Genomic DNA, 21,960 nt, shown 5'->3' with positions numbered 1-21,960 from the left:
GCAGGGCGCACCACTGGCGACCAGCCAGTGTCGGGTTAATTTACGCGATCTGGGGACAGGCGTGCATTAACTCGACGTTCGGCGCAAGATGTCCGCGACGACCTCACCGGTTGCGACGCTCGCCTGCTCGCCGGTCGACAACTCCTTCACACCCACGGTGCCGGCGTCGATATCCCGCTCGCCCGCGACGAGGGCCAGCGTCGCGCCGGACCGATCCGCTGCGCGCATCGCGCCCTTCATCCCGCGATCGCCGTAGGCCACATCCACCCGCACACCGGCGGCCCGCAGCTGTCCTGCCAGCACCGCCAGGTGCAGTTTGGCCCGCTCGCCGAGCGGGACGCAGAACACGTCGCAGCGCGCTGTCGCGCCGACACTGCGCCCCTCGGCAGCCAACGCCAGCAGGGTGCGGTCCACTCCGAGTCCGAAGCCGATCCCGGACAGGTCCCGCCCGCCCAGCTGACGCATCAGCCCGTCGTAGCGTCCGCCGCCCCCGATACCGGACTGGGCGCCCAGTCCGTCGTGCACGAATTCGAAGGTCGTCTTGGTGTAGTAATCCAGTCCGCGCACCATCCGCGGGTTGATGACATACGGCACGCCCAGCGCGTCGAGGTGGGCAAGCACGGTGTCGAAATGCTGTTTGGCGGCGTCGGAGAGGTGATCGAGCATCACCGGCGCGTCGGCTGTCATGGCACGAACGTCCGGGCGCTTGTCGTCGAGCACCCGTAGCGGGTTGATCTGTGCGCGGCGGCGCGTCTCCTCGTCGAGGTCGAGCCCGAACAGGAACTCCTGCAGCAGTTCCCGATAGGCCGGGCGGCAGGTGTCGTCGCCCAGCGAGGTGATCTCCAGCCGGAAGCCGTCGAGGCCCAGCGAGCGGAACCCGGCGTCGGCGACCGCGATCACCTCGGCGTCCAGCGCCGGGTCGTCGACGCCGATGGCCTCCACCCCGACCTGCTGCAACTGGCGATAACGACCGGCCTGCGGGCGTTCGTAGCGGAAGAACGGTCCGGCGTAACACAGCTTGACCGGCAACTGGCCGCGGTCCAGCCCGTGCTCGATGACCGCGCGCACCACCCCGGCAGTGCCTTCCGGGCGCAGCGTCACCGAACGGTCGCCGCGGTCGGCGAAGGTGTACATCTCCTTGGAGACCACATCGGTGGACTCCCCCACCCCGCGGGCGAACAGCGCGGTGTCTTCGAAGATCGGCAGTTCGATGTCGCCGTAGCCGGCGCGGCGGGCGGCCTCCAGCAGGCCGGTTCGCACCGCAACGAAGGCCGCCGAGTCCGGCGGGAAGTAGTCGGGCACCCCTTTGGGCGCATTGAACATGCTCACGCGCTCAGCCCCTGCAGGAACGGGTTGCTGCGCCGCTCGGCGCCGATGGTGGTGCGCGGGCCGTGCCCGGGCAGCACCACGGTGTCGTCGTCGAGCACCAGCAGCTTGTCCACGATCGAGCCCAATAGGTCCCGCCCGCTGCCGCCGGGCAGGTCGGTGCGGCCTACCGACCCCAAAAACAGCGTGTCGCCGCTGAACACCACCTCGGACGAGTCGCCGACGACCCGGAACACCACCGATCCGCGGGTGTGCCCGGGTGTGTGGTCGACGGTGACGGTGGTGCCGCCGACGCCGATCTTGTCGCCGTCCCGGTCCAGCTCGACGAGTTGCTTGGGCTCCTTGAAAACGGCACTGACCATCGCGCCGATCAGCCGCGGCCCCAGGCCCTTGATCGGGTCGGCCAGCATGAACCGGTCCTCGGGATGGATGTAGGTCGGACAGCCGTACGTGTCGGACACCTTCTGCGCCGACCAGATGTGGTCGAGATGACCGTGGGTGAGCAGCACCGCGGCCGGTGTCAACCGGTTTTCGTCCAGGATCTTCCGCAGCGGGCCCATGGCGCGCTGTCCGGGGTCGACGATGACGGCGTCAGCGCCGGCGCGTTCGGCCAGCACGTAACAGTTGCACGCCAGGAACCCGGCCGGAAATCCGGTGATCAACACGCTGCCCAGTTTCCCATCCCAAACCAGCCGGTTTCTTCTCGGGCTGGCACACTCAAGGCCGTGCCGACCAACGAACAACGACGCGCCACCGCCAAACGCAAGCTCGAACGGCAGCTCGAGCGTCGCGCCCAGCAGGCCCGCCGCAACCGCCTTCTGACGATCATCGGATCCGCCGTGGCGGTTCTGGCGGTCATCGGCGCGGTCACCGCGACGGTGCTGCTCACCGGGAAGAACTCCGACGACACGGCCAGCCCCGCCACCGACACCGAGGCTTCCGCGGCGCCCGACGGCACGGCGAAGCTGCCGGAGTTCAAGGCACCGGCCGGGCTGGGCAGCAACTGCGAGTACCCGCCGTCTGCGGAGCCGGCCGCAAAAGAGGCGAAGGCCCCGCGGTCCGGCAAGGTGCCGACCGAGCCGGCCGAGGTCAGCGTCAGCATGATGACCAACCAGGGCCCCATCGGCCTGATGCTGGACAACGCCAAGTCGCCGTGCACGGTCAACAGCTTCGCCAGCCTGGCCTCGCAGAAATTCTTCGACAACACCGAATGCCATCGGCTCACCACCGCTCCGGGTCTGAGCGTGCTGCAGTGCGGGGACCCGGCCGGCAACGGCACCGGCGGCCCGGGCTACCAATTCGCCAACGAATACCCCACCAACCAGTATCCGGCCGGCGACCCTGCATCACAGGCCCCGGTGATCTATCCGCGCGGCACGCTGGCCATGGCCAACTCCGGCCCCAACACCAACGGCAGCCAGTTCTTCCTGGTCTACAAGGACTCCCAACTGCCGCCCCAGTACACAGTTTTCGGCAAGATCCAGGAGGACGGACTAGCCACGCTGGACAAGATCGCCAAGGGTGGCGTCGCAGCAGGGGGCCGCAGCCCCGACGACGGCGCACCCAACACCAAGGTGACCATCACCTCGGCGCGGCTGGACTGAGCCGATGACCACCACACCGGAATCCCCGAACCCCAAGAAGCATCCGACGAAGACGGCTGTCATCGTCGGACTGTCCTGCGCGGTCGTCGCCGTGGTGGCGTTGGTGGCCATCGCCGTGGTGCTGGTCGCCGGAGGTGGTGGCGACAGCGAGGGCATCCGGCCGCTGGCGTCCTCGACCACCCGCGCCCCGCTGCCGCCGCTGCCGCCCCAGCAGAGCAGCCAAACCCCGGTCGCCAAAGCGCCGCCGGCCAACGGGGAGCTCCCGTCGTTCACCCCGTCAGCCGATTTGGGCGCCAACTGCCAGTACACCCCGTCGCGGGAGCCGGCCAGCAAACCCGTCGAGCCGCCGAAGTCGGGCAAGGTAGCCACCGAACCCGCCCAGATCAGCGCCCAGATGACAACCAATCAGGGTCCGATCGGTCTGACCTTGGACAACGCCAAGTCACCGTGCACGGTGAACAGCTTCGTCAGCCTGGCCAAGCAGGGCTTTCTCAACAACGCCCCGTGCCACCGGCTCACCACCAACCCGGCGCTCAAGGTGCTGCAGTGCGGCGACCCGACCGGCAGCGGCACCGGCGGACCGGGCTACGAGTTCGCCAACGAATACCCCACCGACCAGTACCCGCCGAATGACATCGGGCTGAAATCCGCGGTCACCTACCCGCGCGGCACGGTTGCCATGGCCAACGCCGGCCCGGACACCAACGGCAGCCAGTTCTTCCTGGTGTACGGCGATTCCCAGCTGCCGCCTCAGTACACGGTGTTCGGGACCATCAACGACGCCGGGCTGGCCACCTTGGACAAGATCGCCGCGGCCGGTGTCACCGCCGGCCCGCGCGGCGCCGATGACGGCGCACCGGCCCGCGACGTGACGATCAGCTCGGTACGGGTGAGCTGACGGCGCTCCTCGGCGAGCGTGCGCAGTTGTACGGTTCAGCCCGCGGTTGAGCGTGCAACTGTGCACGCTCGCGGCGCCCGTCCTTATGCCGCGGACGTCACGCGGTAGACGTCGTAGACGCCCTCCACGTTGCGCACCACGTTGAGCAGGTGACCCAGGTGTTTGGGGTCGCCCATCTCGAAAGTGAACCGGCTGATCGCCACCCGGTCAGTCGACGTGGTCACCGACGCCGAGAGGATGTTGACCTTCTCATCGGCGAGCGCGTGGGTGATGTCGGACAGCAGTCGGTGCCGGTCGAGCGCCTCGACCTGGATCGCCACCAGGAACACCGACGACGGTGACGGCGCCCACTGCACCTCGATGATCCGCTCCGCCTGCTGCTGCAGCGACGCCGCGTTGGTGCAGTCGATGCGGTGCACACTCACCCCGCCGCCGCGAGTGACGAATCCCATGATGTCGTCGCCGGGCACCGGTGTGCAGCACTTGGCCAGCTTGGTCAGGGTGCCGGGCGCGCCCGGCACCGCCACCCCGGTGTCGTCGGTGCTGCGCTGGCGGCGCGGCATGGTCATGGGGGTCGAGCGCTCGGCCAACTCCTCCTCGGCCTCGTCCACCCCGCCGAGCGCCTCCACCAGCCGCTGCACCACGTGGCGGGCCGAGACATGGTTTTCGCCGACGGCGGTGTAGAGGGCGGACACGTCGGCGTAATGCAGTTCGTGCGCCAGAGCGGCCATCGACTCGCCCTTTACCAAGCGCTGCAACGGAAGTCCGACGCGACGCACCTCGCGGGCGATCGAGTCCTTGCCGGATTCCAGCGCTTCTTCGCGGCGTTCCTTGGCGAACCACTGCCGGATCTTGGTCTTGGCCCGCGGCGACACCACAAAGCCCTGCCAGTCCCGTGACGGCCCGGCGTTTTGCGCCTTGGAGGTGAAGACCTCGACGACTTCCCCGTTTTCCAGCTTGCGTTCCAACGCGACCAGCCGGCCGTTGACCCGCGCGCCGATACAGCGGTGCCCGACCTCGGTGTGCACGGCGTAGGCGAAGTCGACCGGCGTCGACCCGGCCGGCAGGGTGATCACATCGCCCTTCGGCGTGAACACGAAAATCTCTTGCACTGCAAGGTCATAGCGCAGCGACTCCAGGAACTCGCCGGGGTCGGCGGCCTCCCGCTGCCAGTCCAGCAGCTGGCGCATCCAAGCCATGTCGTCGATCTCGGCCGACGCATGCGACGGCGGAACCCCGTTGCGGCCCTTGGCTTCCTTGTATCGCCAGTGCGCGGCGATGCCGTACTCGGCGGTGCGGTGCATGTCGCGGGTACGGATCTGGATTTCCAGCGGCTTGCCCTCGGGACCCACCACGGTGGTGTGCAGCGACTGGTACACCCCGAAGCGCGGTTGAGCGATGTAGTCCTTGAACCGGCCCGCCATCGGCTGCCACAGCGAATGCACCACGCCCACCGCGGCGTAACAGTCCCGGATCTCGTCACACAGGATGCGCACCCCGACCAGGTCGTGGATGTCGTCGAAGTCGCGGCCCTTGACGATCATCTTCTGGTAGATCGACCAATAATGCTTCGGGCGGCCTTCCACCGTCGCGTTGATCTTCGAGGCTCCCAGCGTGGCGACGATCTCGGCGCGCACCTTGGCCAGGTAGGTGTCCCGCGACGGCGCCCGGTCGGCGACCAGGCGCACGATCTCCTCGTATTTCTTGGGATGCAGGATCGCGAACGACAGATCCTCCAGCTCCCATTTGACGCTGGCCATCCCCAGCCGGTGTGCCAGCGGCGCAATGACTTCCAGGGTCTCGCGCGCCTTGCGGGCCTGCTTCTCCGGCGGCAGGAACCGCATGGTGCGCATGTTGTGCAGCCGGTCGGCGACCTTGATCACCAGCACCCGCGGGTCGCGGGCCATCGCGATGACCATCTTGCGGATGGTTTCGCCCTCGGCGGCGGTGCCCAGCACCACCTTGTCCAACTTGGTCACCCCGTCGACCAGATGGCCGACCTCCTCGCCGAAATCGGCGGTGAGTTCCTCGATGCTGTAGCCGGTGTCCTCGACGGTGTCATGCAGCACCGCCGCCACCAGTGTGGTGGTGTCCATACCCAGTTCAGCCAGGATGGTCGCCACCGCCAACGGGTGGGTGATGTAGGGGTCCCCGGAATGGCGCATCTGGCTGGAGTGCCGGGCTTCGGCGACGTCGTAGGCGCGCTGCAGCAGCGACAGGTCGGCCTTGGGGTAGACCTGCCGATGCTCGGCCACCAGCGGTTCCAGCACCGGGTTCAGCGCTCCGCGCTGCGCGGTCATCCGGCGCGCCAACCGGGCCCGCACCCGCCGCGACGCACTGGTCGGGATTCTCAGGATGTCGGTGCGCTCGCCGGGAGCGTCGACCGGCAGAACGTCGGCCAGCGACATCGGCTCGGTAGGCAACTGGACAGCCTGGCCCGTCCCGGGTTCCTCATCTGCCACGTTCGTCACCTCCGATCACAAGAATATCGGCTAGACGCGGCGCACACTGTGCACCGGCAGCCCCGCCACCGCGCCGCGCCCGCCCAGTCCGGCCAGCTCAAGCACCACGGCCGCTCCGATCACCGTCGCACCCCCACGCTCCAACAATCGCCACGCCGCGGCCACCGTGCCTCCGGTCGCCAGCACATCATCGACGATGACAACGCGCCGGCCGGCCAGTTCGATTCCGTCGGCCGGGATTTCCAGGCTCGCGGTGCCGTACTCCAGACTGTAGGCCTCGGTGTGTACCGGCGGGGGCAGCTTGCCGCCCTTGCGGACCGCCAGCATCCCGACACCCAGCCGCGAAGCGACCGCGGCCCCGACCAGGAACCCGCGGGCGTCCAGCCCGGCGATCAGCTCGGCGCCCGCCGCGAACTGCGCCAACTCGTCGGTCACGACGGCCAGGCCGCGGGCGTCGGCGAAAACCGGGCTCAGGTCCTTGAACTGGACTCCCGGCGACGGGAAGTCAGCCACCTCGCGGGTCAGCGCCGCGACCAGCTCAGCCGCGTCGCTCACCGCTTGAGCACCCAGCGGTCCATGTTCCAGCCGGCGCCCCAGCTGGTCGGGTTGGCACTGACCGCGAAGATCTTCTTCGAGGTCAGCAGGGTGCGTTGCTGGCGGTACAGCGGCAGGGTCGGCACATCGGTCCACAGCACCGGGGCGCTCTCGGCCAACAGCCGGGCCACCTCCGCCGGGTCGAGCGTGACGACCAACGCACTGATGATGCCGTCGATCTGGCCGTTGGTGTATCGCGGCAGGTTATTGCCGTTGCCGGTATGCAGCACATAGGCGTCCATCGCCGAGGAGCCGGTCGAGCCGCTGCCCGATGCGCCGCCGGTGCCCGCCAGCAGCACATCGATCTGCCCGTCGACCAGCGATTGCGGCCCGGTGTCCGATGCGCTCTGGGCGACGACGGTGATCCCGGCCGGTTCACAGGCACGGGTGATCGCCTCGACGACGGTGGCCAGCCGCGCGTTGGGTTCGCGGTAACCGATCCGGACGCTCAGCGGCTTGCCGTCCAGCTCGGCGCGGGCGGCCTCGGGATCGGAGTGCGCGAACGGCTCGGCTTCCGGGGTGCTCTCCGCGTCGTCGAACGCGTCGTCGTAGGCATCGAACAGGCGGGTGTTGATGATGCGCACCCCCGCTTCGCCGGCGATCACATCGCGCGGTGTGCACAGCGCCAGCGCGCGGCGGGCGGGTATCTCCGACAGCGGGCCCTCGGGGGCGAAGATCAGCTGCTGGACGCCGGCCGACTGATACTCGGTGCGCTGGTAGTCGTCCGAGGCGCTCAGCGCACCCGCGGATCCGGTGGCCACGTCCACCACGTCGACGGAGCCGTTTTTCACCCGGTCTGCGAGGTCCGTGTCCTGCGGCCACACCGTGATCCGCTTGGTGGCCGGTTTGGCGCCCCACCAATGGTCGTTGGCGACCAGCACCAGGGTCCCGTCGTCGAGCACCGAATCGATCTTGTAGGGACCCGACGACGGGAAGCGTTTGAGGTCCAGATCGGTCTTGAGCTGCCAGATGGTGTTCCACGCCTCGGCGATCTTGTCCACCATCGCGACGTCGGTGTTCATCAGCGCGTCGGTGACCCCGCCATCGGCGATCCCGAGGTGCTCGGCGATGACGTGCGACGGCATCATCGACGTCGCGGTGAACAGCTGCTTGTAGTCGACGAAGTTGCGGTCCTGAGCGAACGCCACCCGCGCCTTCCGGTCACCGGGGTGGCAGTCGATGGTGGCGATGTCGGTGTAGCCGGCCTGGCTTGCGGCGCCGAACTGCGGGTACCGCCCCGACTGGGCGGCCCAGGCCAGCACCATGTCGTCGCAGGTGATGGGCTTGTCGTCGGAGTAGACGGCCTTGTCGGCGATCTGATAGTCCAGCACCAGCGGCGTGCGGCCCACCACCGAGATGCTGCCGAAGTCGTTGTCGGCGACCACCTGTCCGTCGGGTCCGTGGTAACCGAAGCCGCCCAGCGTCCGGGCGAAGGCCTGCGGCGCGGCCGAGGCGGCGCCGACGACCGTGGTGGCGTTGTAGGTGAGCAGCTCGCCGTCGACGGCGTAGCGGATCTGATCGGCGGAGCCGGGCGTGCAGGCGGTGACCGTTGAGCCGGCCACTGCGACGGCCGCGATCGGAAGAACCATCGCTCGCCGCCACCGCGCCGCCATCGGGCTACCTACTGTGCTTGCCGGACGGACGTTGGGGCCGGCCGGTCGGCCGCGCCGGCCGCGCTCCCGGCGCCGGCTTGGTCGCTACCGGCCGCGTCGTCGCCACGGCCTCGGTCGCCGTGTCGGCTGACGCCGGGGCGTCGTCGTCATCAGCCTCGTCGGCGTCGGCGTCGGACTCGCGGGAATCCCCGATGTCCCGGCCGGCGCTGCGGTCGCGACGGCGCAGCACCCGGCGGGTGTGCACCCGCACCAGCTCGGTGCGTTCGCGCATGGTGACCAGCAGCGGCGTCGCGAAGAAGATCGACGAGTAGGTGCCCACGATGATCCCGACCAGCTGGATCAGCGCCAGGTCCTTCAGCGTGCCGACCCCCAGCAGCACCACCGCCACCACCATCAGGGCGAGCACCGGCAGCACCGAGATCAGGCTGGTGTTGATCGACCGCATGAAGGTCTGGTTGACCGCCAGGTTGGCCTGTTCGGCGAAGGTGCGCCGGGTGGTGTGTTGGAAGCCGTGGGTGTTCTCCTCGACCTTGTCGAAGACGATGACGGTGTCGTAGATGGAGAACCCGAGAATGGTCAGCAGGCCGATGACGGTGGCCGGGGTGACCTCGAAGCCGACCAGGGAGTAGATCCCGGCGGTCACCACGACGTCGAAGACCATCGACGCCATCGCCGCAATGGTCATGTAGCGCTCGTAGCGCACGGTGATGTACAGCGAGGCCAGCACCAGGAACACGCCAAGCGCGATCAGCGCCTTCTGGGTGATCTGGCCGCCCCAGGTCCCTGAGACCGCGGAGTCGCTGATCGTCTGTTTGGACGGCTGGCCGTCCTTGGCCTTGGGGTGGAACGCCTCGAACAGCGCATCGCGCAACTGGTTGGTCTGGTCGTTGTCCAGGTGCTCCGTGCGGATCTGCACCGATTCCGCATCGCCCTTGCCGACGATCACCACCGACTCGGGATCCGACCCGAGCGTCTTGTGGTAAACGTCCACCACCTGGCTGGTTTCCGCGCCGCTCCTCGGGAACGACACCTTGGTGCCGCCCTTGAAGTCGATGCCGAAGTTGAACCCGAGGATCCCGATGCTGGCGATGGCGACGACCATCATGGCGCCGCTGATCCCGTACCAGAGCCGACGGTGCCCGATCACCTCGAAGGCACCGGTGCCGGTGTACAACCGCGACAGCCAGCTGTGGTGCGGCAGGGTGGGGGTGTCCCCGGTGGATACGGTCACCTCGCGGGTCTCGCCGGCGAGGTCCTTGCTGCGCTTGGTGTCGGCCTTGGATGCCATGTTCGCTATTTCCGTCCCGTCGTCACGGCTCGCCGTTCGCGCGCGACCTGCTGCACCGCGCCGAGCCCGTTGAACGCCGGCTTGGCCAGGGTCGGCGACTTGGATGCCAGGTACACCAGCGGCCAGGTCACCAGGAACACCACCACCAGGTCGAGGATCGTGGTCAGGCCCAGCGTGAACGCGAAGCCCTTGACCTGCCCGATGGCCAGGAAGTACAGCACCGCCGCGGCCAGGAACGTGACCGCGTTGCCGGACACGATGGTCTTGCGGGCCCGCGCCCAACCGCGCGGCACCGCCGAGCGGAACGAGCGGCCTTCACGGATCTCATCCTTGATGCGTTCGAAGAACACCACGAACGAGTCGGCGGTGGTCCCGATACCGATGATCAGACCAGCGATACCGGCCAGGTCCAGGGTGTAGTTGATGTATCGGCCCAGCAAAACCAGGATCGCGAAAACCATTGCACCGGAAGCGATCAGTGACAGCGCGGTGAGTACGCCCAACACCCGGTAGTACAGCAGCGAATACACCAGCACCAAAGCCAGACCGATCGCCCCGGCGATCAGGCCCGCCTGCAGCGACTGCATGCCCAGGGTCGCCGACACGGTTTCGGCTTCCGAGGATTCAAAGGACAGCGGCAGCGAACCGTAGCGCAGCACGCCGGCCAGGTTGCTGGCCTGCGACTGGGTGAAGTCGCCGCTGATCCGGGTGCGCCCGCCGGGGATCGCCTCCTGGATCTGCGGGGCGCTGACCACCTGCGAGTCCAGCGTGAACGCGGTCTGGGTGCCGATGTGGGCGGCGGTGTAGTCCGCCCAGGTGTTAGCCGCATCGGACTTGAACCGCAGTTCGACGATGTAGCCACCGCTCTGCTGATCCAATCCCGATGTCGCATCCTGGATCTGGTCGCCGCTGATGATCGACGGCGCCAGCAGGTAGGCGGCGTTGCCGTCCTCCGAGCAGGTCACCAACGGCAGCTTGGGGTCGTCGTTGCCGGCCAGGATGTCCTTGACGCCCTCTTTGCCGCACTGGGTGGCCTGCATCCGCAACGCCAGCGACTGGATCAGCTTGTTGTCGCTCTGCCGCAGCTTCTTGGCCATCGCGATGCGCGCCGCGAGGTCCTGCTTCTTGTCCGGCTGACCGTTGGGGCCCAGCGCCGGCCCGCCCGCACCCGGCATACCGGGCAGCCCGGGAGCTCCCGTTGCTCCGGGCGCGGGAGCACCCGGTGGCTGCGGGTTCGGGTTCGGGCTGGGTGTCGGCGGCGGCGGCTCCAATGGGTAGGGCCGCGGCTGCACCGCAGCGGAATCGTCGGCCGGTCCGACCGGCAGCGGCATCTCCGAATCCGCGGAACCGGGTGCCAGCGGCTGCGACGGGCTCTGCGCTCCCGGCAGACCCGGCGTGGGTGCCTGAGCTCCTGATTGACCCGGCGCCGGCGCCTGACCGGAGTCCGACGGCTGGCCCGGCTGACCCGGTACCGGCGGCCGCCCCGGCATGCCCGGTACGCCACCCGGCATTCCCGGTACGCCACCCGGCATTCCCGGCATCCCGCCCGGCATTCCCGGTGCTCCACCGGGCATTCCCGGCATCCCGCCCGGCATTCCCGGCATGCCTTGCGGCTGTTCTCCCGCCGGCATCGCGTTGATCACCGGCCGGATGTACAGGCGGGCCGTCTGCCCCAGGGTCTTGGCCTCGTTGCCGTCGGTGCCGGGCACCGTGATGACCAGGTTGTCGCCGTCGATCACGACTTCCGACCCGGACACGCCCAGCCCGTTGACACGGGCGCTGATGATTTGCTGCGCCTTGTTCAGCGCGTCATGGGTCGGCGCCGAACCGTCCGGGGTGCGTGCGGTCAACGTCACCCGGGTGCCGCCCTGCAGGTCGATGCCCAGTTTTGGCTTCGCATGCTTGTCCCCGGTCAGGAACACCAGCAGGAAAACACCGATGAGCAGGACCAGGAACACCGACAGGTAGCGGGCGGGGTGCACCGGCGCCGAAGGCGTTGCCACGTTGTTGAGTCTCCTACGTTCGTGCGCGATCCCGCGGCCTTCGGGTCACCCGCGCTCAGTCCTGGCTTTTGACGATCAGTTCAACCGCACCCGCAAAAGGGTACGTGTTCAATCCTGGTGCAACCGGTCCGCGTCCGCGGTCAACTCGGCGGCCGTGTCGTCGGCGTCATCCTGCTCGGCGTCCTCCGGCTCGATGCGGTCGCGGATGGCCAGCTTCATCCAGGTGGTCACCACACCCTGCGCGATCTCCAGATCGACGTTGTCATCGGTGATGGCGGTGATGGTTCCCTGCAGCCCCGAGGTGGTGTGCACCCGGTCCCCGACCTGCAGCGATTCGTGCAGATCGATGGTGGCCTGCATGGCGCGCCGCTGGCGTCGCGACGCGAAGAACATGAACGCGCCCATGACAACGAAGAGCGGCAGGAATAAGACCAGGTTGTTGCTCATGAGGTCAGCAGTTCTTTCGTGTTGGTTCAGTTAAAGGGCACCGGACCAGCACAGTCCCAGCCCCTGGGTAGCCACCAGTCTGCCATCACCGTCGCTCGACGCACGCCCCAGGATGCCCTGGTCGCACCGCCGTCGATTTCGGCGCGGGCAAGATGTGCCTATGGAACTGATCGAGGCATTACGGACGACCGGCGCGGTTCGTGACTTCACCGACGAACCCGTCGACGACGCCACCGTGGCCCGGGTGCTCGACACCGCCCGGTTTGCGCCCAGCGGGGCCAACGCGCAGTCCTGGCGTGTCGTGGTCGTCAAGGATCGAGCGATCCGCCGCCGGCTGCGTGACCTGTATCTGACCGGATCGCGGGACTACCAGACGCTGCAGGCAGCAGGGCTGCGCCCGTGGGCGCCGACCAATGACCGCGACGCCGAGGCCCGGGCACTGCAGGGCGGGCCACCCGCCTCGGGCGGCGAGGGTTTTGCCGAACGCTTTGACTTCTCGCCGGTGTTGTTGGCGTTGTTCGCCGACCTGTCCCGGTTAGCGGCGGTGGACCGCGATCTGGACCGGTACACCTTCGCCGGCGGCGCGTCGATCTACCCGTTCGCGTGGAGCATCCTGCTGGCCGCCCGCCAAGAGGGCCTGGGCGGTGTCATCACTACCATCGCGATCCGGGAGGAAACAGAGGTCAAAGCGTTGTTCGGCGCTCCCGACCCGCTGGCGTTGGCCGCGGTGGTCGCCCTCGGACATCCGGTGCGCGCGCCGCGCCGGCTCCGCCGGGAACCTGCCGCGGCGTTCGCCACGGTCGATTCGCTCGATGGCCCAGCGTTCGGGTAACGGTTCCGCCTAAGAGCTGACCGGCTATGGGTCACGCGGCGCCAATCAGTTTGGGTGCTGGTTGTTTTCGGCTGGTCCCGTGACGTCCACGCTGTGGGCGTGGTCTGTTCGGGGGTAGGCCGGGTGCCGCTTGTTCAGCAGAGGCCACCGGGTGGCTGCCGGTCCTGGCCGATCCCTCACCGGGTGGTGTTGGTGGCTGGTACCGGTTGACTGAACCCTCCCACTCTTGCTGGGAGGCCAGCCCATCGCGCACAGCGTGGGCAAGTCGGTAATCGACCCGCGCGGTGCGCGGATCGTCGGGATCGGTGAGTTCGCTGCAGGCCGCTAAGACCGCAGACACGATGTCGCGACCGCCGCGCAATCCGCACTGTGGGCAGTCGTGGGTGCGCTCAGCGAGGGTTTTCGGCACGCGTGCGCCGCACAGGCAGTGCTGAGACATCGCGGTGGCGTGCGTGCCGGCCCGGTAAAACCACCCTCCAGCGGCGCGGCATTCCTGCCCCAGGGCAGCCACCAGCATGCCGGGACTGAACAAGGCGATCCGCTTACCCCACAACCGCGCCCACGCCGACATGCGGCAGTCTTCCACCGTGACCGTGGCGCCGTGGGCGGCCACGATGGTGGCGGCGATCTCGTTGGCGCGGGCTTGCTTGGCCTGGCTCGTGCGGCGCGCAACGGCGCCGTGATCACAGCGGGCGCGCCGATACCCCTTGGACAGTTCGTCGTGGCGGTAGGCGCGCAGCGGTACTCCATCGCAACGGGCATGGCGCGCCCCGCCCGGATTGGCGACCTGCTTGGCGCCCAGTCCTTTCGCTGCGCGGCGCTGGGCGCGTTTGTGCTGTCGCGCCGAGGGGCCGTACTGGCCGGCATTTGTGTTGCGCCGGGAGCGATCCAACGCCTTGTGCCGCGCCCGCGCCTGCTGGGCCGCACGCGCTGCGGCACGCTGCTGGGCCGGAGTGCACTCGATCTGGGCGACCACCAACTGTTCGGGATGCTCGGCGGGGAACGAGGCGACTGCCAGGTTGGACACATTGGCATCCACCCCAGCACGACGACCGCCCGGAATCTGTTCGCGGCGTGCGATCGTCGACGGCGACTGATAGCCGCGGCCGTGGATGAGCAAATGCGCGTAGTAGCGCCAGCCCCCAGGCGCTTTGCGGTCACGCACCCGCACCAGATCAATCTTGTGCCAGATATGCGGGTTGGCCAGGAAATGCCCCAGGTGTGGCCACTGGCCGGCGCCCGACGGTAGCCGCACAGGCAGGACGAGGTCGCCGGCGGGCAGCCCCGTGAACACCACCGCCAACGCGCCGGCGTGATCCCACCACGATTTACTCGCCGGCCGCGCCGGCGCCGGTATCCGGGCGGGTTGGGCCAGGATCGAAGTCCCTGCTGGCTGGCCCGCCGCCTGATAGGCGGTACACACCGACGCGGGCAGCTGCGGGTGTCGGTAGGCGGCCAGATGCCCATCCAACGCGCCGACCAGACGGTAGGTCTCCCACGTCGGCTGAGCTTTGGTGTGTGAACGCGCCCGGCCGGGAATATGCCTGAAATCCCACCACGACCCCACCCGCGGCGGGCCGTGCCGGCGCCCCGACGCATCAGCGAACAAATGCCGGTCGACGGTTTCCCACACCTCATCGGCGACATGCAATCCAACTGCCTTCGTGAGGTGATCCCGTATCCACCCGGATGCTTCGATGTGGCGTTTCGCGGCGCCTTCCATGCCTTTGCGGGTCAACCCCAACCGCTCACGTAGCCCCTGTGGATCACGCGCTCGTTCATGGTGAGCAACCCAATACAAGCGACACCGCGCGGCGGCATCACGCTGCAATGCCCGCCGCAACCGGAACACCGTCTCCCATTGCCGCTCCAGTCGCCGTCGGACGTGTTCGTCGGCGAGATCCAGTTCGAGGCGGATCACCGCCACGGGCCCGTCGTATTTGAAGTTCCGGGCCTTGGATTTACCGCGGCACCGCTGCGCACCCACTACATCGTTGCCGCAGGTCGCGGTCATAATTTCGGTGGACGTGGCTGCCATGGAACTCATGCAATCACAGGCCACCGACACCGAACCGCTGCCGCGGGCGATACCGAACCTGGCTACCCGTCACGCCGTAGCTGACCTGATCGACGGCCGCCGCACTGTCCGCGACGACGGCGACATCACCACCATCACCGGCCCCGGCGAGGGCCCGACGCCCGGATCATCTGCGATCACCGCCACCGCCGGCACAGTCGCATCTGAGCCTGCGCCGAACACGTCATCGCCAGGATCAAAGACTGGCAGGTCCCTCAGCGATGCCGACAACGCGGGGACGCCATCAAAGACAGCCTCCAGGTCGTCACCAGACTCCGGAACCTCAAAGCCCGCACACAATTACGGGCCACCTCTTAGGCTGGTTCGGGTTGACATCGAAACTCGAGGAGGTTGGTGATGTTGGTGATGAAGAGTCTGGTTTGCAGACTGGCCGCGGCGGCCGTGCTGGCGGTGCCCGGGACAGTCGGGATGAGCATCACCACGGCGATCGGCTCGGCGGAGCCGCTGAACTGCCCGGCCGGCCAGTATTGGGAGCCGAGCACCAACACCTGCATGCCACTCGGCCAGGGACCAACCCCGCTGGACTGCCCGGGCGGCCAGTATTGGGAGCCGAGCACCAACACCTGCATGCCACTCGGCCAGGGACCGACCCCGCTGGACTGTCCGCCCGGCGAGTGGTGGAACCCCTTCGGCAACGTCTGCCGGCCCCTCGGCCAGGTCTGAACCGCCGCGGACGACGACTGGCGACGTGTTCGGTCGTCGTCAGGCGCCACAGTCGATAGGCTCGGGGTATCCACAAAAACCGTCGAGCTAAGGAGACAGCCGTGCCCGCACCCGAGCAGAGCCGTCACCTCGCCACTTCCATTCCCGGACCGCGATCGCAGGAACTGACCGCCCGCCGCGCCACCGCGGTGGCTCGCGGCGTCGGCAACACCATGCCGGTCTTCGCGGTGCGCGCCGGCGGCGGCATCATCGAGGATGTCGACGGCAACCGGCTGATCGACCTGGCGTCGGGCATCGGGGTCACCACCGTCGGTGCCGGCGCGCCGCTGGTCGTCGACGCGGTGCGTACCCAGGTCGAGCAGTTCACCCACACCTGTTTCATGGTCACGCCGTACGAGGGCTACGTCGCCGTCGCCGAGCAGTTGAACCGGCTCACCCCGGGATCCGGCGAGAAACGTTCGGTGCTGTTCAATTCCGGCGCCGAAGCGGTCGAGAACGCCATCAAGATCGCCCGCGCCTACACCCGCAAGTCGGCCGTGGTCGCGTTCGACCACGCCTATCACGGCCGCACCAACCTGACGATGGCGCTGACCGCCAAATCCATGCCGTACAAGAGCGGATTCGGGCCCTTCGCCCCGGACATCTACCGGGTACCGCCGTCGTACCCGTATCGCGACGGGCTGCTCGACAAGGATCTGGCCACCGACGGCGAGCTGGCCGCCGCGCGCGCCATCGATGTCATCGACAAGCAGATCGGCGCCGACAACCTGGCTGCGGTCGTCATCGAGCCGATCCTGGGCGAAGGCGGCTACATCGTTCCGGCCGACGGTTTCCTGCCCGCACTGGCGGGGTGGTGCCGCGACAACAACGTGGTGTTCATCGCCGACGAGGTGCAGTCCGGGTTCGCCCGCACCGGGGCGATGTTCGCCTGCGAGCACGACGCAGTCGTACCCGACCTGATCTGCACCGCAAAGGGCATCGCCGGAGGGTTGCCGCTGTCGGCAGTGACCGGGCGCGCCGAGATCATGGACGCCCCGCAGGTCAGCGGCCTGGGCGGCACGTTCGGCGGCAACCCCGTCGCGTGTGCGGCAGCGTTGGCCGCTATCGCCACCATCGAGAACGACGGGCTCATCGAGCGGGCTCAGCGGATCGAACGGCTGGTCAAGGACCGGCTGAGCCGGCTGCAGGCCGGCGACGATCGGATCGGCGACGTCCGCGGCCGGGGCGCGATGATCGGCATGGAATTGGTGCGCCCCGGCACCGCCGAACCCGACGCCGAGCTGACCGGTCGGCTGGCCGACGCCGCACACGCCGCCGGGGTGATCGTGCTGACCTGCGGAACATACGGCAACGTGGTGCGGTTCGTGCCGCCGCTGTCGATCAGCGACGAGCTGCTCACCGACGGGCTCGACGTAGTGGCCGAGGCGCTGTCCGGGCTTTGAGCTAGGGCACCGACGCGACTGGCTGCGGTGCGCGGGTTTTCTCCACGTCGCGGACGCTGACCACCGACAGCGTCCCCAGCGCCACGCCGCCGAGGAACACGATCAGCACACCCAACGCCGGAAAGTACGCCAGCTCGATCAGGACCCGCCGGGCCTGCGTCGCCGCGACCGGATTACCGATGTCGCCGATACGCAGCAGCGGCGCCAGGTGACGGCCGACCACGAACCACGCCCCGCCCAGCACCGTGATCCAGCCGCCCATCATCGCGGTCGCCCGGTTGGCCGACAGCAGCAGAACCAGGCCCCCGAGCGCGGTCGCCGACCCCGGCAGCACCTCCAGCCAGCCGCGCGCCGCGGTCCACGTCCACGCATGATCCGGGGTATAGGCGAACCCGAACCGCGGACCCACGAACGGGGCCAGCGCACCCCCCACCCCCAACAGCATCAACAGCAGTCCACTGAGCGCACCACGACTGCGGGGCATGCGCAGTCCACGCAAACCCGCCTGGGTCATCGCAGCCTCCTCGGATAGATTTTGATGTCCACCCTATTCGGCTGTCGAGTAACCGGTTTGGACTCAGCCTCCTCGGCCCACGTCAGCGCCCGACGGCGGTATGGCGGCGATGGAAAATGCCGCCGCTGAACCGCTGCGGTGCGGGCTGGGCGGGTGCGCCGGGACTGGCCACCGGTGGGTAGTCGGCTGCCGGCAACACGTCCGTCGCGGTGTCGGGTGCCGGCGCTGGTGCCGCCGCCGGTGCCGACATCCGCACCGACAACCGAGCCAGGCCGACCCCGGCCAGGAAAACGATCGCCGCACCGACCCCGGAGAAATAGCTGACCTCCAGAAGCGCGCGCTTGGCGTCGGTCGCCGCCGCCGGCTGGCCCGCACCCGGAAGCTGCAACACCGGGGCGAACGCCCGCCCGACGACGAACCAGGCACCGCCCAGTAATGCCAACCATCCGCCGAGCGTCGCCGTAGCCCGGTTACCGGACACCAGCAGCAGCAGGCCGCCCACGGCCACCGCCACCCCCGGGAAAACCTCCAGCCAGCCGCGGTCCGCCGTCCAGGTCCAACCCGGGCCCGGGGTGTACGCCCAGTCGAAATAGGGCCCGATGAACGGGACCAATGCGCCCCACGCACCCAGGATGACCAAAAGCACGCCGCTGACCGCGCCACGACTGCGCGGCATCCTCAATCTGCCGGTACCTGCCCGTGAGACCACCATCGCGGACCTCCTCACACTAGGGATGCTGAGTACCCGAGGCCGACGATGGCCTAAACCGATGCGCTGTGTCACAGACCGAGGCGGGCGCGGCGATTGCGTCGGAAAGCAGCGAACCGCTCCGGTTCACCCGGATTGCGGGGCGGCGGATTCGGCGGCGTCGCCGACCGGCCCCTCAGAGGAGCGGACGCCGGTGGCGGCGTGGGTGCCCGAACCGCTGCCGCCCCACGCAGCACCGGCGTCGACACGCGTCCCATGACCACCGCCGCCAGGAAGACGATCACCGCGCCGAGCCCGGAGAAGTAGGCCAGCTCGATCAGGACCCGCCGGGCCTGCGTCGCCGCGACCGGGTTACCGATGTCGCCGATACGCAGCAGCGGCGCCAGGTGACGGCCGACCACGAACCACGCCCCGCCCAGCACCGTGATCCAGCCGCCCAGCATCGCGGTCGCCCGGTTGGCCGACAGCAGCAGAACCAGGCCCCCGAGCGCGGTCGCCGACCCCGGCAGCACCTCCAGCCAGCCGCGCGCCGCGGTCCACGTCCACGCATGATCCGGGGTATAGGCGAACCCGAACCGCGGACCCACGAACGGGGCCAGCGCACCCCCCACCCCCAACAGCATCAACAGCAGTCCACTGAGCGCACCACGACTGCGGGACATCTGCAGTCCACGCAAACCCGCCTGGGTCATCAGAATCTCCTCGGGGTGGGGCAACGGGATGTCTACCCTGTTGGGCCGACCAGTAACCGCTGGAGCACAACGGCTCCCCCCGCCGAGCGTCACCGCGATGTCACGGTCGGCGCAAGAGCTACTCGAACAGCCCGGGCGGCCCGAAGCCGCCGGCGCCGACCGGCGGCACCATCCCCAGATGTGTCCAGGCCGCCGACGTGGCGACCCGGCCTCGTGGGGTGCGGGCGATCATCCCGGCCCGCACCAGAAACGGCTCGCAGACTTCCTCCACGGTAGTGGCTTCCTCCCCCACCGCGACCGCCAGCGTGGAGACCCCGACCGGGCCGCCGCCGAAGCTGCGGGTCAGCGCCGACAGCACCGCACGGTCCAGCCGGTCCAACCCCAACTCGTCCACGTCGTACACCGCCAGCGCCGCCTTGGCGACATCACGGGTGATCACCCCGTCGGCACGCACCTCGGCGTAATCGCGCACCCGGCGCAGCAGCCGGTTGGCGATGCGTGGCGTGCCGCGCGAGCGCCGCGCCACTTCCGACGCCGCGTCGGCACCCAATTCGATGCCCAGGATGCCGGCCGAGCGCGCCAGCACCCGCTCCAGTTCGGGCGGTTCGTAGAAATCCATATGCGCGGTGAACCCGAACCGGTCGCGCAGCGGACCCGTCAACGCCCCTGACCGGGTGGTCGCCCCCACCAGCGTGAACGGCGCTACCTCCAACGGAATCGACGTTGCCCCAGGACCTTTACCGACCACGACGTCGACACGAAAGTCCTCCATCGCCAGATACAGCATCTCCTCGGCCGGTCGGGCGATCCGGTGAATCTCGTCGATGAACAGCACGTCGTGTTCGACCAGGTTGGACAGCATCGCCGCCAGGTCACCGGCCCGCTCCAGCGCCGGACCCGAGGTGACCCGCAGCGATGACCCCAGCTCGGCGGCGATGATCATCGCCAGCGAGGTCTTGCCCAGCCCGGGCGGACCGGACAGCAGGATGTGATCCGGTGTGCCGCCGCGGTTTTTGGCGCCCTCGATGACCAGTTGCAGCTGTTCGCGCACCCGCGGCTGGCCGATGAACTCCCGCAGCGAACGAGGCCGCAGGCTGGCGTCGATATCGCCTTCTCCGACGGTCAGCGCCGGAGAGACGTCCCGCTCGGCCTCACGGTCGTCGGGCTCGGTCATTTCTTGCCCAGCAGACTCAAAGCGGCGCGCAGCGCACTCGACGTCGTGGCGGCCTCATCTGCGGCCAGCACCTTGTCGGTGGCCTCCTCTGCTTGTTTAGCGGCGAAGCCAAGCCCCACAAGGGCTTCCACCACCGGGCTGCGCACCGCGTGCCCGTTGAGAGCCGAGCCAATCACCGACGGCCCCACCGGCCCGATCTTGTCGCGCAATTCCAGCACCATCCGCTCCGCGCCGCGCTTGCCGATGCCGGGCACCCGGGTCAGCGCGGTGACGTCGCCGTCGGCCAGCGCTTGGCGCAGCGCGGTCGCGTCGTAGACCGCCAACGTCGCCAGCGCGATCTTGGGTCCGATCCCCGACACCCCGATCAGCGTCAGGAACAGGTCGCGGCTATCCCCGTCGGGAAACCCGTAGAGCGTCATCGAATCTTCACGCACGATCATCGCGGTGATCAGCCGGGCCTCGGTACCGCGGCGCAGTGTGGCCAGCGTGGCGGGGGTGGCCATCACCTTGTAGCCCACCCCGGCGGCTTCGATCACCGCGTGGTCCAGCGCCACCTCGAGCACTTCCCCGCGCACTGCGGCGATCATGCTCGGGCCGCCTTCAATTTGGCGTTGTAGCGGCGGCGCTGCTCGGCGGCCAACGCTTCGGCTGCGGCCATCCGTTTGATCATCGGGGCCCGCCAGCAATGACAGATCGCCAACGCAAGCGCATCAGCGGCGTCCGCGGGTGTCGGTTTCGCTTGCAGTGCAAGGATTCTGGTGACCATCGCCGTCACCTGCGCCTTGTCCGCGGCGCCGTTTCCGGTGACCGCGGCCTTGACCTCGCTGGGGGTGTGGAAGTGCACGTCGATGTCACGCTTGGCGGCGGCCAGCGCGATCACCCCGCCGGCCTGGGCGGTGCCCATCACCGTCGACACGTTCTGCTGGGAGAACACCCGCTCGATGGCGATCACATCGGGATGATGGGTGTCCAGCCAGTACTCGACCTGTTCGCTGATCATCAGCAGGCGCTGCGCCAGGGGCTGATCGGCGGGTGTGCGGACCACGTCGACGTCCAGGGCGGTCACCTTGCGGCCCAGGCCGCCCTCGACCACTGACAGCCCGCAGCGGGTGAGCCCCGGGTCAACACCCATGACACGCACGACACGCTCCATCCTTGTCCCGAACAACTGTTCGATATCGTAGCGGCTGGGCCCGACATCGGCGGACAGGACACGCGGGGTCGCGTTGGCCGAGCGCCGCTGGAGCTGCAAGTTTCGGCCCCGCAGGGGCTGGGCTCCGATTGCCCCAACATTTAAATTGACGTCTTCGCCTATTTGAATTACCCTCGGTGTCAATATTCTAGCTAATCTAGTAAGTCTCCATATCGGCAATAATATGCCGTTTTATAGACGACCGATTACTAACGTGGAATTCCACGAAAAACCTTGCGTGTTCTAGATCAGAGTCCTAATATCCGCTCACATAACCTTCAGACTGCTCGCACGGAATCTTCCTCAATTCGGCACACCAGAGCACTCCAGAGCACTCCACAGCTACATCAGCGCACCATCCGGCAAAGCAGGGGCACTTCATGTCCCCCGGGCGCCCCAGAATATTTTC

19 protein-coding genes and 1 pseudogene are annotated in these 21,960 nt (G+C 68.3%); 5 read left to right on the top strand and 15 right to left on the bottom strand.

What is annotated here, in order from left to right; all coding sequences use genetic code 11:
- Positions 1-66 precede the first annotated feature (66 nt).
- Positions 67-1,323, bottom strand: coding sequence for a histidine--tRNA ligase (gene hisS, locus AC5Y36_RS17265; protein WP_500042190.1), 1,257 nt, complete (start codon positions 1,321-1,323; stop codon positions 67-69).
- Positions 1,324-1,325: 2 nt separating this feature from the next.
- The gene (locus AC5Y36_RS17260) at positions 1,326-1,991 is read right to left on the bottom strand and encodes an MBL fold metallo-hydrolase (RefSeq protein ID WP_500042156.1); all 666 of its coding nucleotides are present in this window, start codon (positions 1,989-1,991) and stop codon (positions 1,326-1,328) included.
- A 60-nt stretch (positions 1,992-2,051) separates the two neighbouring features.
- On the opposite strand from AC5Y36_RS17260, the gene AC5Y36_RS17255 reads away from it, so the two are divergent.
- A complete protein-coding gene (locus tag AC5Y36_RS17255) occupies positions 2,052-2,930 on the top strand; it encodes a peptidylprolyl isomerase (protein ID WP_500042155.1) in 879 nt (292 codons plus the stop codon).
- Positions 2,931-2,934: 4 nt separating this feature from the next.
- Complete coding sequence (locus AC5Y36_RS17250; RefSeq protein WP_500042154.1) at positions 2,935-3,828, top strand: peptidylprolyl isomerase; 894 nt, start codon at positions 2,935-2,937, stop codon at positions 3,826-3,828.
- 83 nt (positions 3,829-3,911) lie between these two features.
- Here the strand turns inward: AC5Y36_RS17250 and AC5Y36_RS17245 are convergent, their stop codons facing one another.
- The 6 genes from AC5Y36_RS17245 to yajC all read right to left on the bottom strand — a co-directional run bounded on the left by AC5Y36_RS17245 (position 3,912) and on the right by yajC (position 12,235).
- Entirely contained in the window at positions 3,912-6,236 is a 2,325-nt protein-coding gene (locus AC5Y36_RS17245; RefSeq protein WP_500042189.1) for a RelA/SpoT family protein, read from the bottom strand.
- 84 nt (positions 6,237-6,320) lie between these two features.
- Positions 6,321-6,845, bottom strand: a complete 525-nt coding sequence (locus AC5Y36_RS17240) for an adenine phosphoribosyltransferase (protein WP_500042153.1) — start codon at positions 6,843-6,845, stop codon at positions 6,321-6,323.
- On the bottom strand, positions 6,842-8,497 hold the full coding sequence (locus AC5Y36_RS17235; protein WP_500042152.1) for an ABC transporter substrate-binding protein: 1,656 nt from the start codon (positions 8,495-8,497) through the stop codon (positions 6,842-6,844). The genes AC5Y36_RS17240 and AC5Y36_RS17235 overlap by 4 nt, the downstream gene beginning before the upstream one ends.
- A 4-nt stretch (positions 8,498-8,501) precedes the next feature.
- Complete coding sequence (gene secF / locus AC5Y36_RS17230) at positions 8,502-9,785, bottom strand: protein translocase subunit SecF (protein ID WP_500042151.1); 1,284 nt, start codon at positions 9,783-9,785, stop codon at positions 8,502-8,504.
- Between the two features lie 5 nt (positions 9,786-9,790).
- On the bottom strand, positions 9,791-11,788 hold the full coding sequence (gene secD / locus AC5Y36_RS17225) for a protein translocase subunit SecD (protein ID WP_500042150.1): 1,998 nt from the start codon (positions 11,786-11,788) through the stop codon (positions 9,791-9,793).
- Positions 11,789-11,896: 108 nt separating this feature from the next.
- The gene (gene yajC / locus AC5Y36_RS17220; RefSeq protein ID WP_500042149.1) at positions 11,897-12,235 is read right to left on the bottom strand and encodes a preprotein translocase subunit YajC; all 339 of its coding nucleotides are present in this window, start codon (positions 12,233-12,235) and stop codon (positions 11,897-11,899) included.
- 160 nt (positions 12,236-12,395) lie between these two features.
- Here yajC and AC5Y36_RS17215 point away from each other — a divergent pair, with 160 nt between their 5' ends.
- Positions 12,396-13,067, top strand: coding sequence for a nitroreductase family protein (locus AC5Y36_RS17215; RefSeq protein ID WP_500042148.1), 672 nt, complete (start codon positions 12,396-12,398; stop codon positions 13,065-13,067).
- Positions 13,068-13,098: 31 nt separating this feature from the next.
- Here the strand turns inward: AC5Y36_RS17215 and AC5Y36_RS17210 are convergent, their stop codons facing one another.
- Entirely contained in the window at positions 13,099-15,105 is a 2,007-nt protein-coding gene (locus AC5Y36_RS17210; RefSeq protein WP_500042147.1) for a nuclease/transposase family protein, read from the bottom strand.
- A 396-nt stretch (positions 15,106-15,501) separates the two neighbouring features.
- Here AC5Y36_RS17210 and AC5Y36_RS17205 point away from each other — a divergent pair, with 396 nt between their 5' ends.
- Together AC5Y36_RS17205 and gabT are read left to right on the top strand one after the other, a co-directional pair.
- Positions 15,502-15,828: a hypothetical protein gene (locus AC5Y36_RS17205; protein WP_500042146.1), complete on the top strand. Its 327-nt coding sequence runs from the start codon at positions 15,502-15,504 to the stop codon at positions 15,826-15,828.
- Between the two features lie 101 nt (positions 15,829-15,929).
- The gene (gabT, locus tag AC5Y36_RS17200; protein ID WP_500042145.1) at positions 15,930-17,270 is read left to right on the top strand and encodes a 4-aminobutyrate--2-oxoglutarate transaminase; all 1,341 of its coding nucleotides are present in this window, start codon (positions 15,930-15,932) and stop codon (positions 17,268-17,270) included.
- Between the two features lie 13 nt (positions 17,271-17,283).
- Here gabT and AC5Y36_RS17195 read toward each other — a convergent pair.
- The 6 genes and pseudogenes from AC5Y36_RS17195 to ruvC all read right to left on the bottom strand — a co-directional run.
- Positions 17,284-17,784, bottom strand: a pseudogene (locus AC5Y36_RS17195) (hypothetical protein); the annotation flags it as partial.
- An 82-nt stretch (positions 17,785-17,866) separates the two neighbouring features.
- On the bottom strand, positions 17,867-18,460 hold the full coding sequence (locus AC5Y36_RS17190; protein ID WP_500042144.1) for a hypothetical protein: 594 nt from the start codon (positions 18,458-18,460) through the stop codon (positions 17,867-17,869).
- A 104-nt stretch (positions 18,461-18,564) separates the two neighbouring features.
- Positions 18,565-19,185 carry a hypothetical protein gene (locus AC5Y36_RS17185; protein WP_500042143.1) on the bottom strand — a complete coding sequence of 207 codons (621 nt, stop codon included), beginning with the start codon at positions 19,183-19,185 and terminating at the stop codon, positions 18,565-18,567.
- Between the two features lie 118 nt (positions 19,186-19,303).
- Positions 19,304-20,359, bottom strand: coding sequence for a Holliday junction branch migration DNA helicase RuvB (gene ruvB / locus AC5Y36_RS17180; protein ID WP_500042142.1), 1,056 nt, complete (start codon positions 20,357-20,359; stop codon positions 19,304-19,306).
- Complete coding sequence (gene ruvA, locus AC5Y36_RS17175; protein WP_500042141.1) at positions 20,356-20,946, bottom strand: Holliday junction branch migration protein RuvA; 591 nt, start codon at positions 20,944-20,946, stop codon at positions 20,356-20,358. Before ruvA ends, ruvB begins: the two co-directional genes overlap by 4 nt.
- Positions 20,943-21,500, bottom strand: coding sequence for a crossover junction endodeoxyribonuclease RuvC (gene ruvC / locus AC5Y36_RS17170; RefSeq protein ID WP_500042140.1), 558 nt, complete (start codon positions 21,498-21,500; stop codon positions 20,943-20,945). Before ruvC ends, ruvA begins: the two co-directional genes overlap by 4 nt.
- Positions 21,501-21,960 lie beyond the last annotated feature (460 nt).

It is taken from the genome of Mycobacterium sp. NGS50 (assembly GCF_059812545.1).
Note: the sequence above shows the minus strand (reverse complement) of the source record. Positions and strands in the feature narration are given on the sequence as shown.

Bases quoted from the DNA above. Each gene is read 5' to 3' on its own strand.
- hisS (WP_500042190.1), bottom strand. From the start codon at position 1,323: ATGTTCAATGCGCCCAAAGGGGTGCCCGACTACTTCCCGCCGGACTCG.
- AC5Y36_RS17250 (WP_500042154.1), top strand. From the start codon at position 2,935: ATGACCACCACACCGGAATCCCCGAACCCCAAGAAGCATCCGACGAAG.
- AC5Y36_RS17245 (WP_500042189.1), bottom strand. From the start codon at position 6,236: ATGTCGCTGGCCGACGTTCTGCCGGTCGACGCTCCCGGCGAGCGCACC.
- AC5Y36_RS17235 (WP_500042152.1), bottom strand. From the start codon at position 8,497: ATGGCGGCGCGGTGGCGGCGAGCGATGGTTCTTCCGATCGCGGCCGTC.
- secF (WP_500042151.1), bottom strand. From the start codon at position 9,785: ATGGCATCCAAGGCCGACACCAAGCGCAGCAAGGACCTCGCCGGCGAG.
- yajC (WP_500042149.1), bottom strand. From the start codon at position 12,235: ATGAGCAACAACCTGGTCTTATTCCTGCCGCTCTTCGTTGTCATGGGC.
- AC5Y36_RS17215 (WP_500042148.1), top strand. From the start codon at position 12,396: ATGGAACTGATCGAGGCATTACGGACGACCGGCGCGGTTCGTGACTTC.
- AC5Y36_RS17210 (WP_500042147.1), bottom strand. From the start codon at position 15,105: ATGGCAGCCACGTCCACCGAAATTATGACCGCGACCTGCGGCAACGAT.
- AC5Y36_RS17205 (WP_500042146.1), top strand. From the start codon at position 15,502: ATGTTGGTGATGAAGAGTCTGGTTTGCAGACTGGCCGCGGCGGCCGTG.
- AC5Y36_RS17190 (WP_500042144.1), bottom strand. From the start codon at position 18,460: ATGCCGCGCAGTCGTGGCGCGGTCAGCGGCGTGCTTTTGGTCATCCTG.
- AC5Y36_RS17185 (WP_500042143.1), bottom strand. From the start codon at position 19,185: ATGACCCAGGCGGGTTTGCGTGGACTGCAGATGTCCCGCAGTCGTGGT.
- ruvB (WP_500042142.1), bottom strand. From the start codon at position 20,359: ATGACCGAGCCCGACGACCGTGAGGCCGAGCGGGACGTCTCTCCGGCG.
- ruvA (WP_500042141.1), bottom strand. From the start codon at position 20,946: ATGATCGCCGCAGTGCGCGGGGAAGTGCTCGAGGTGGCGCTGGACCAC.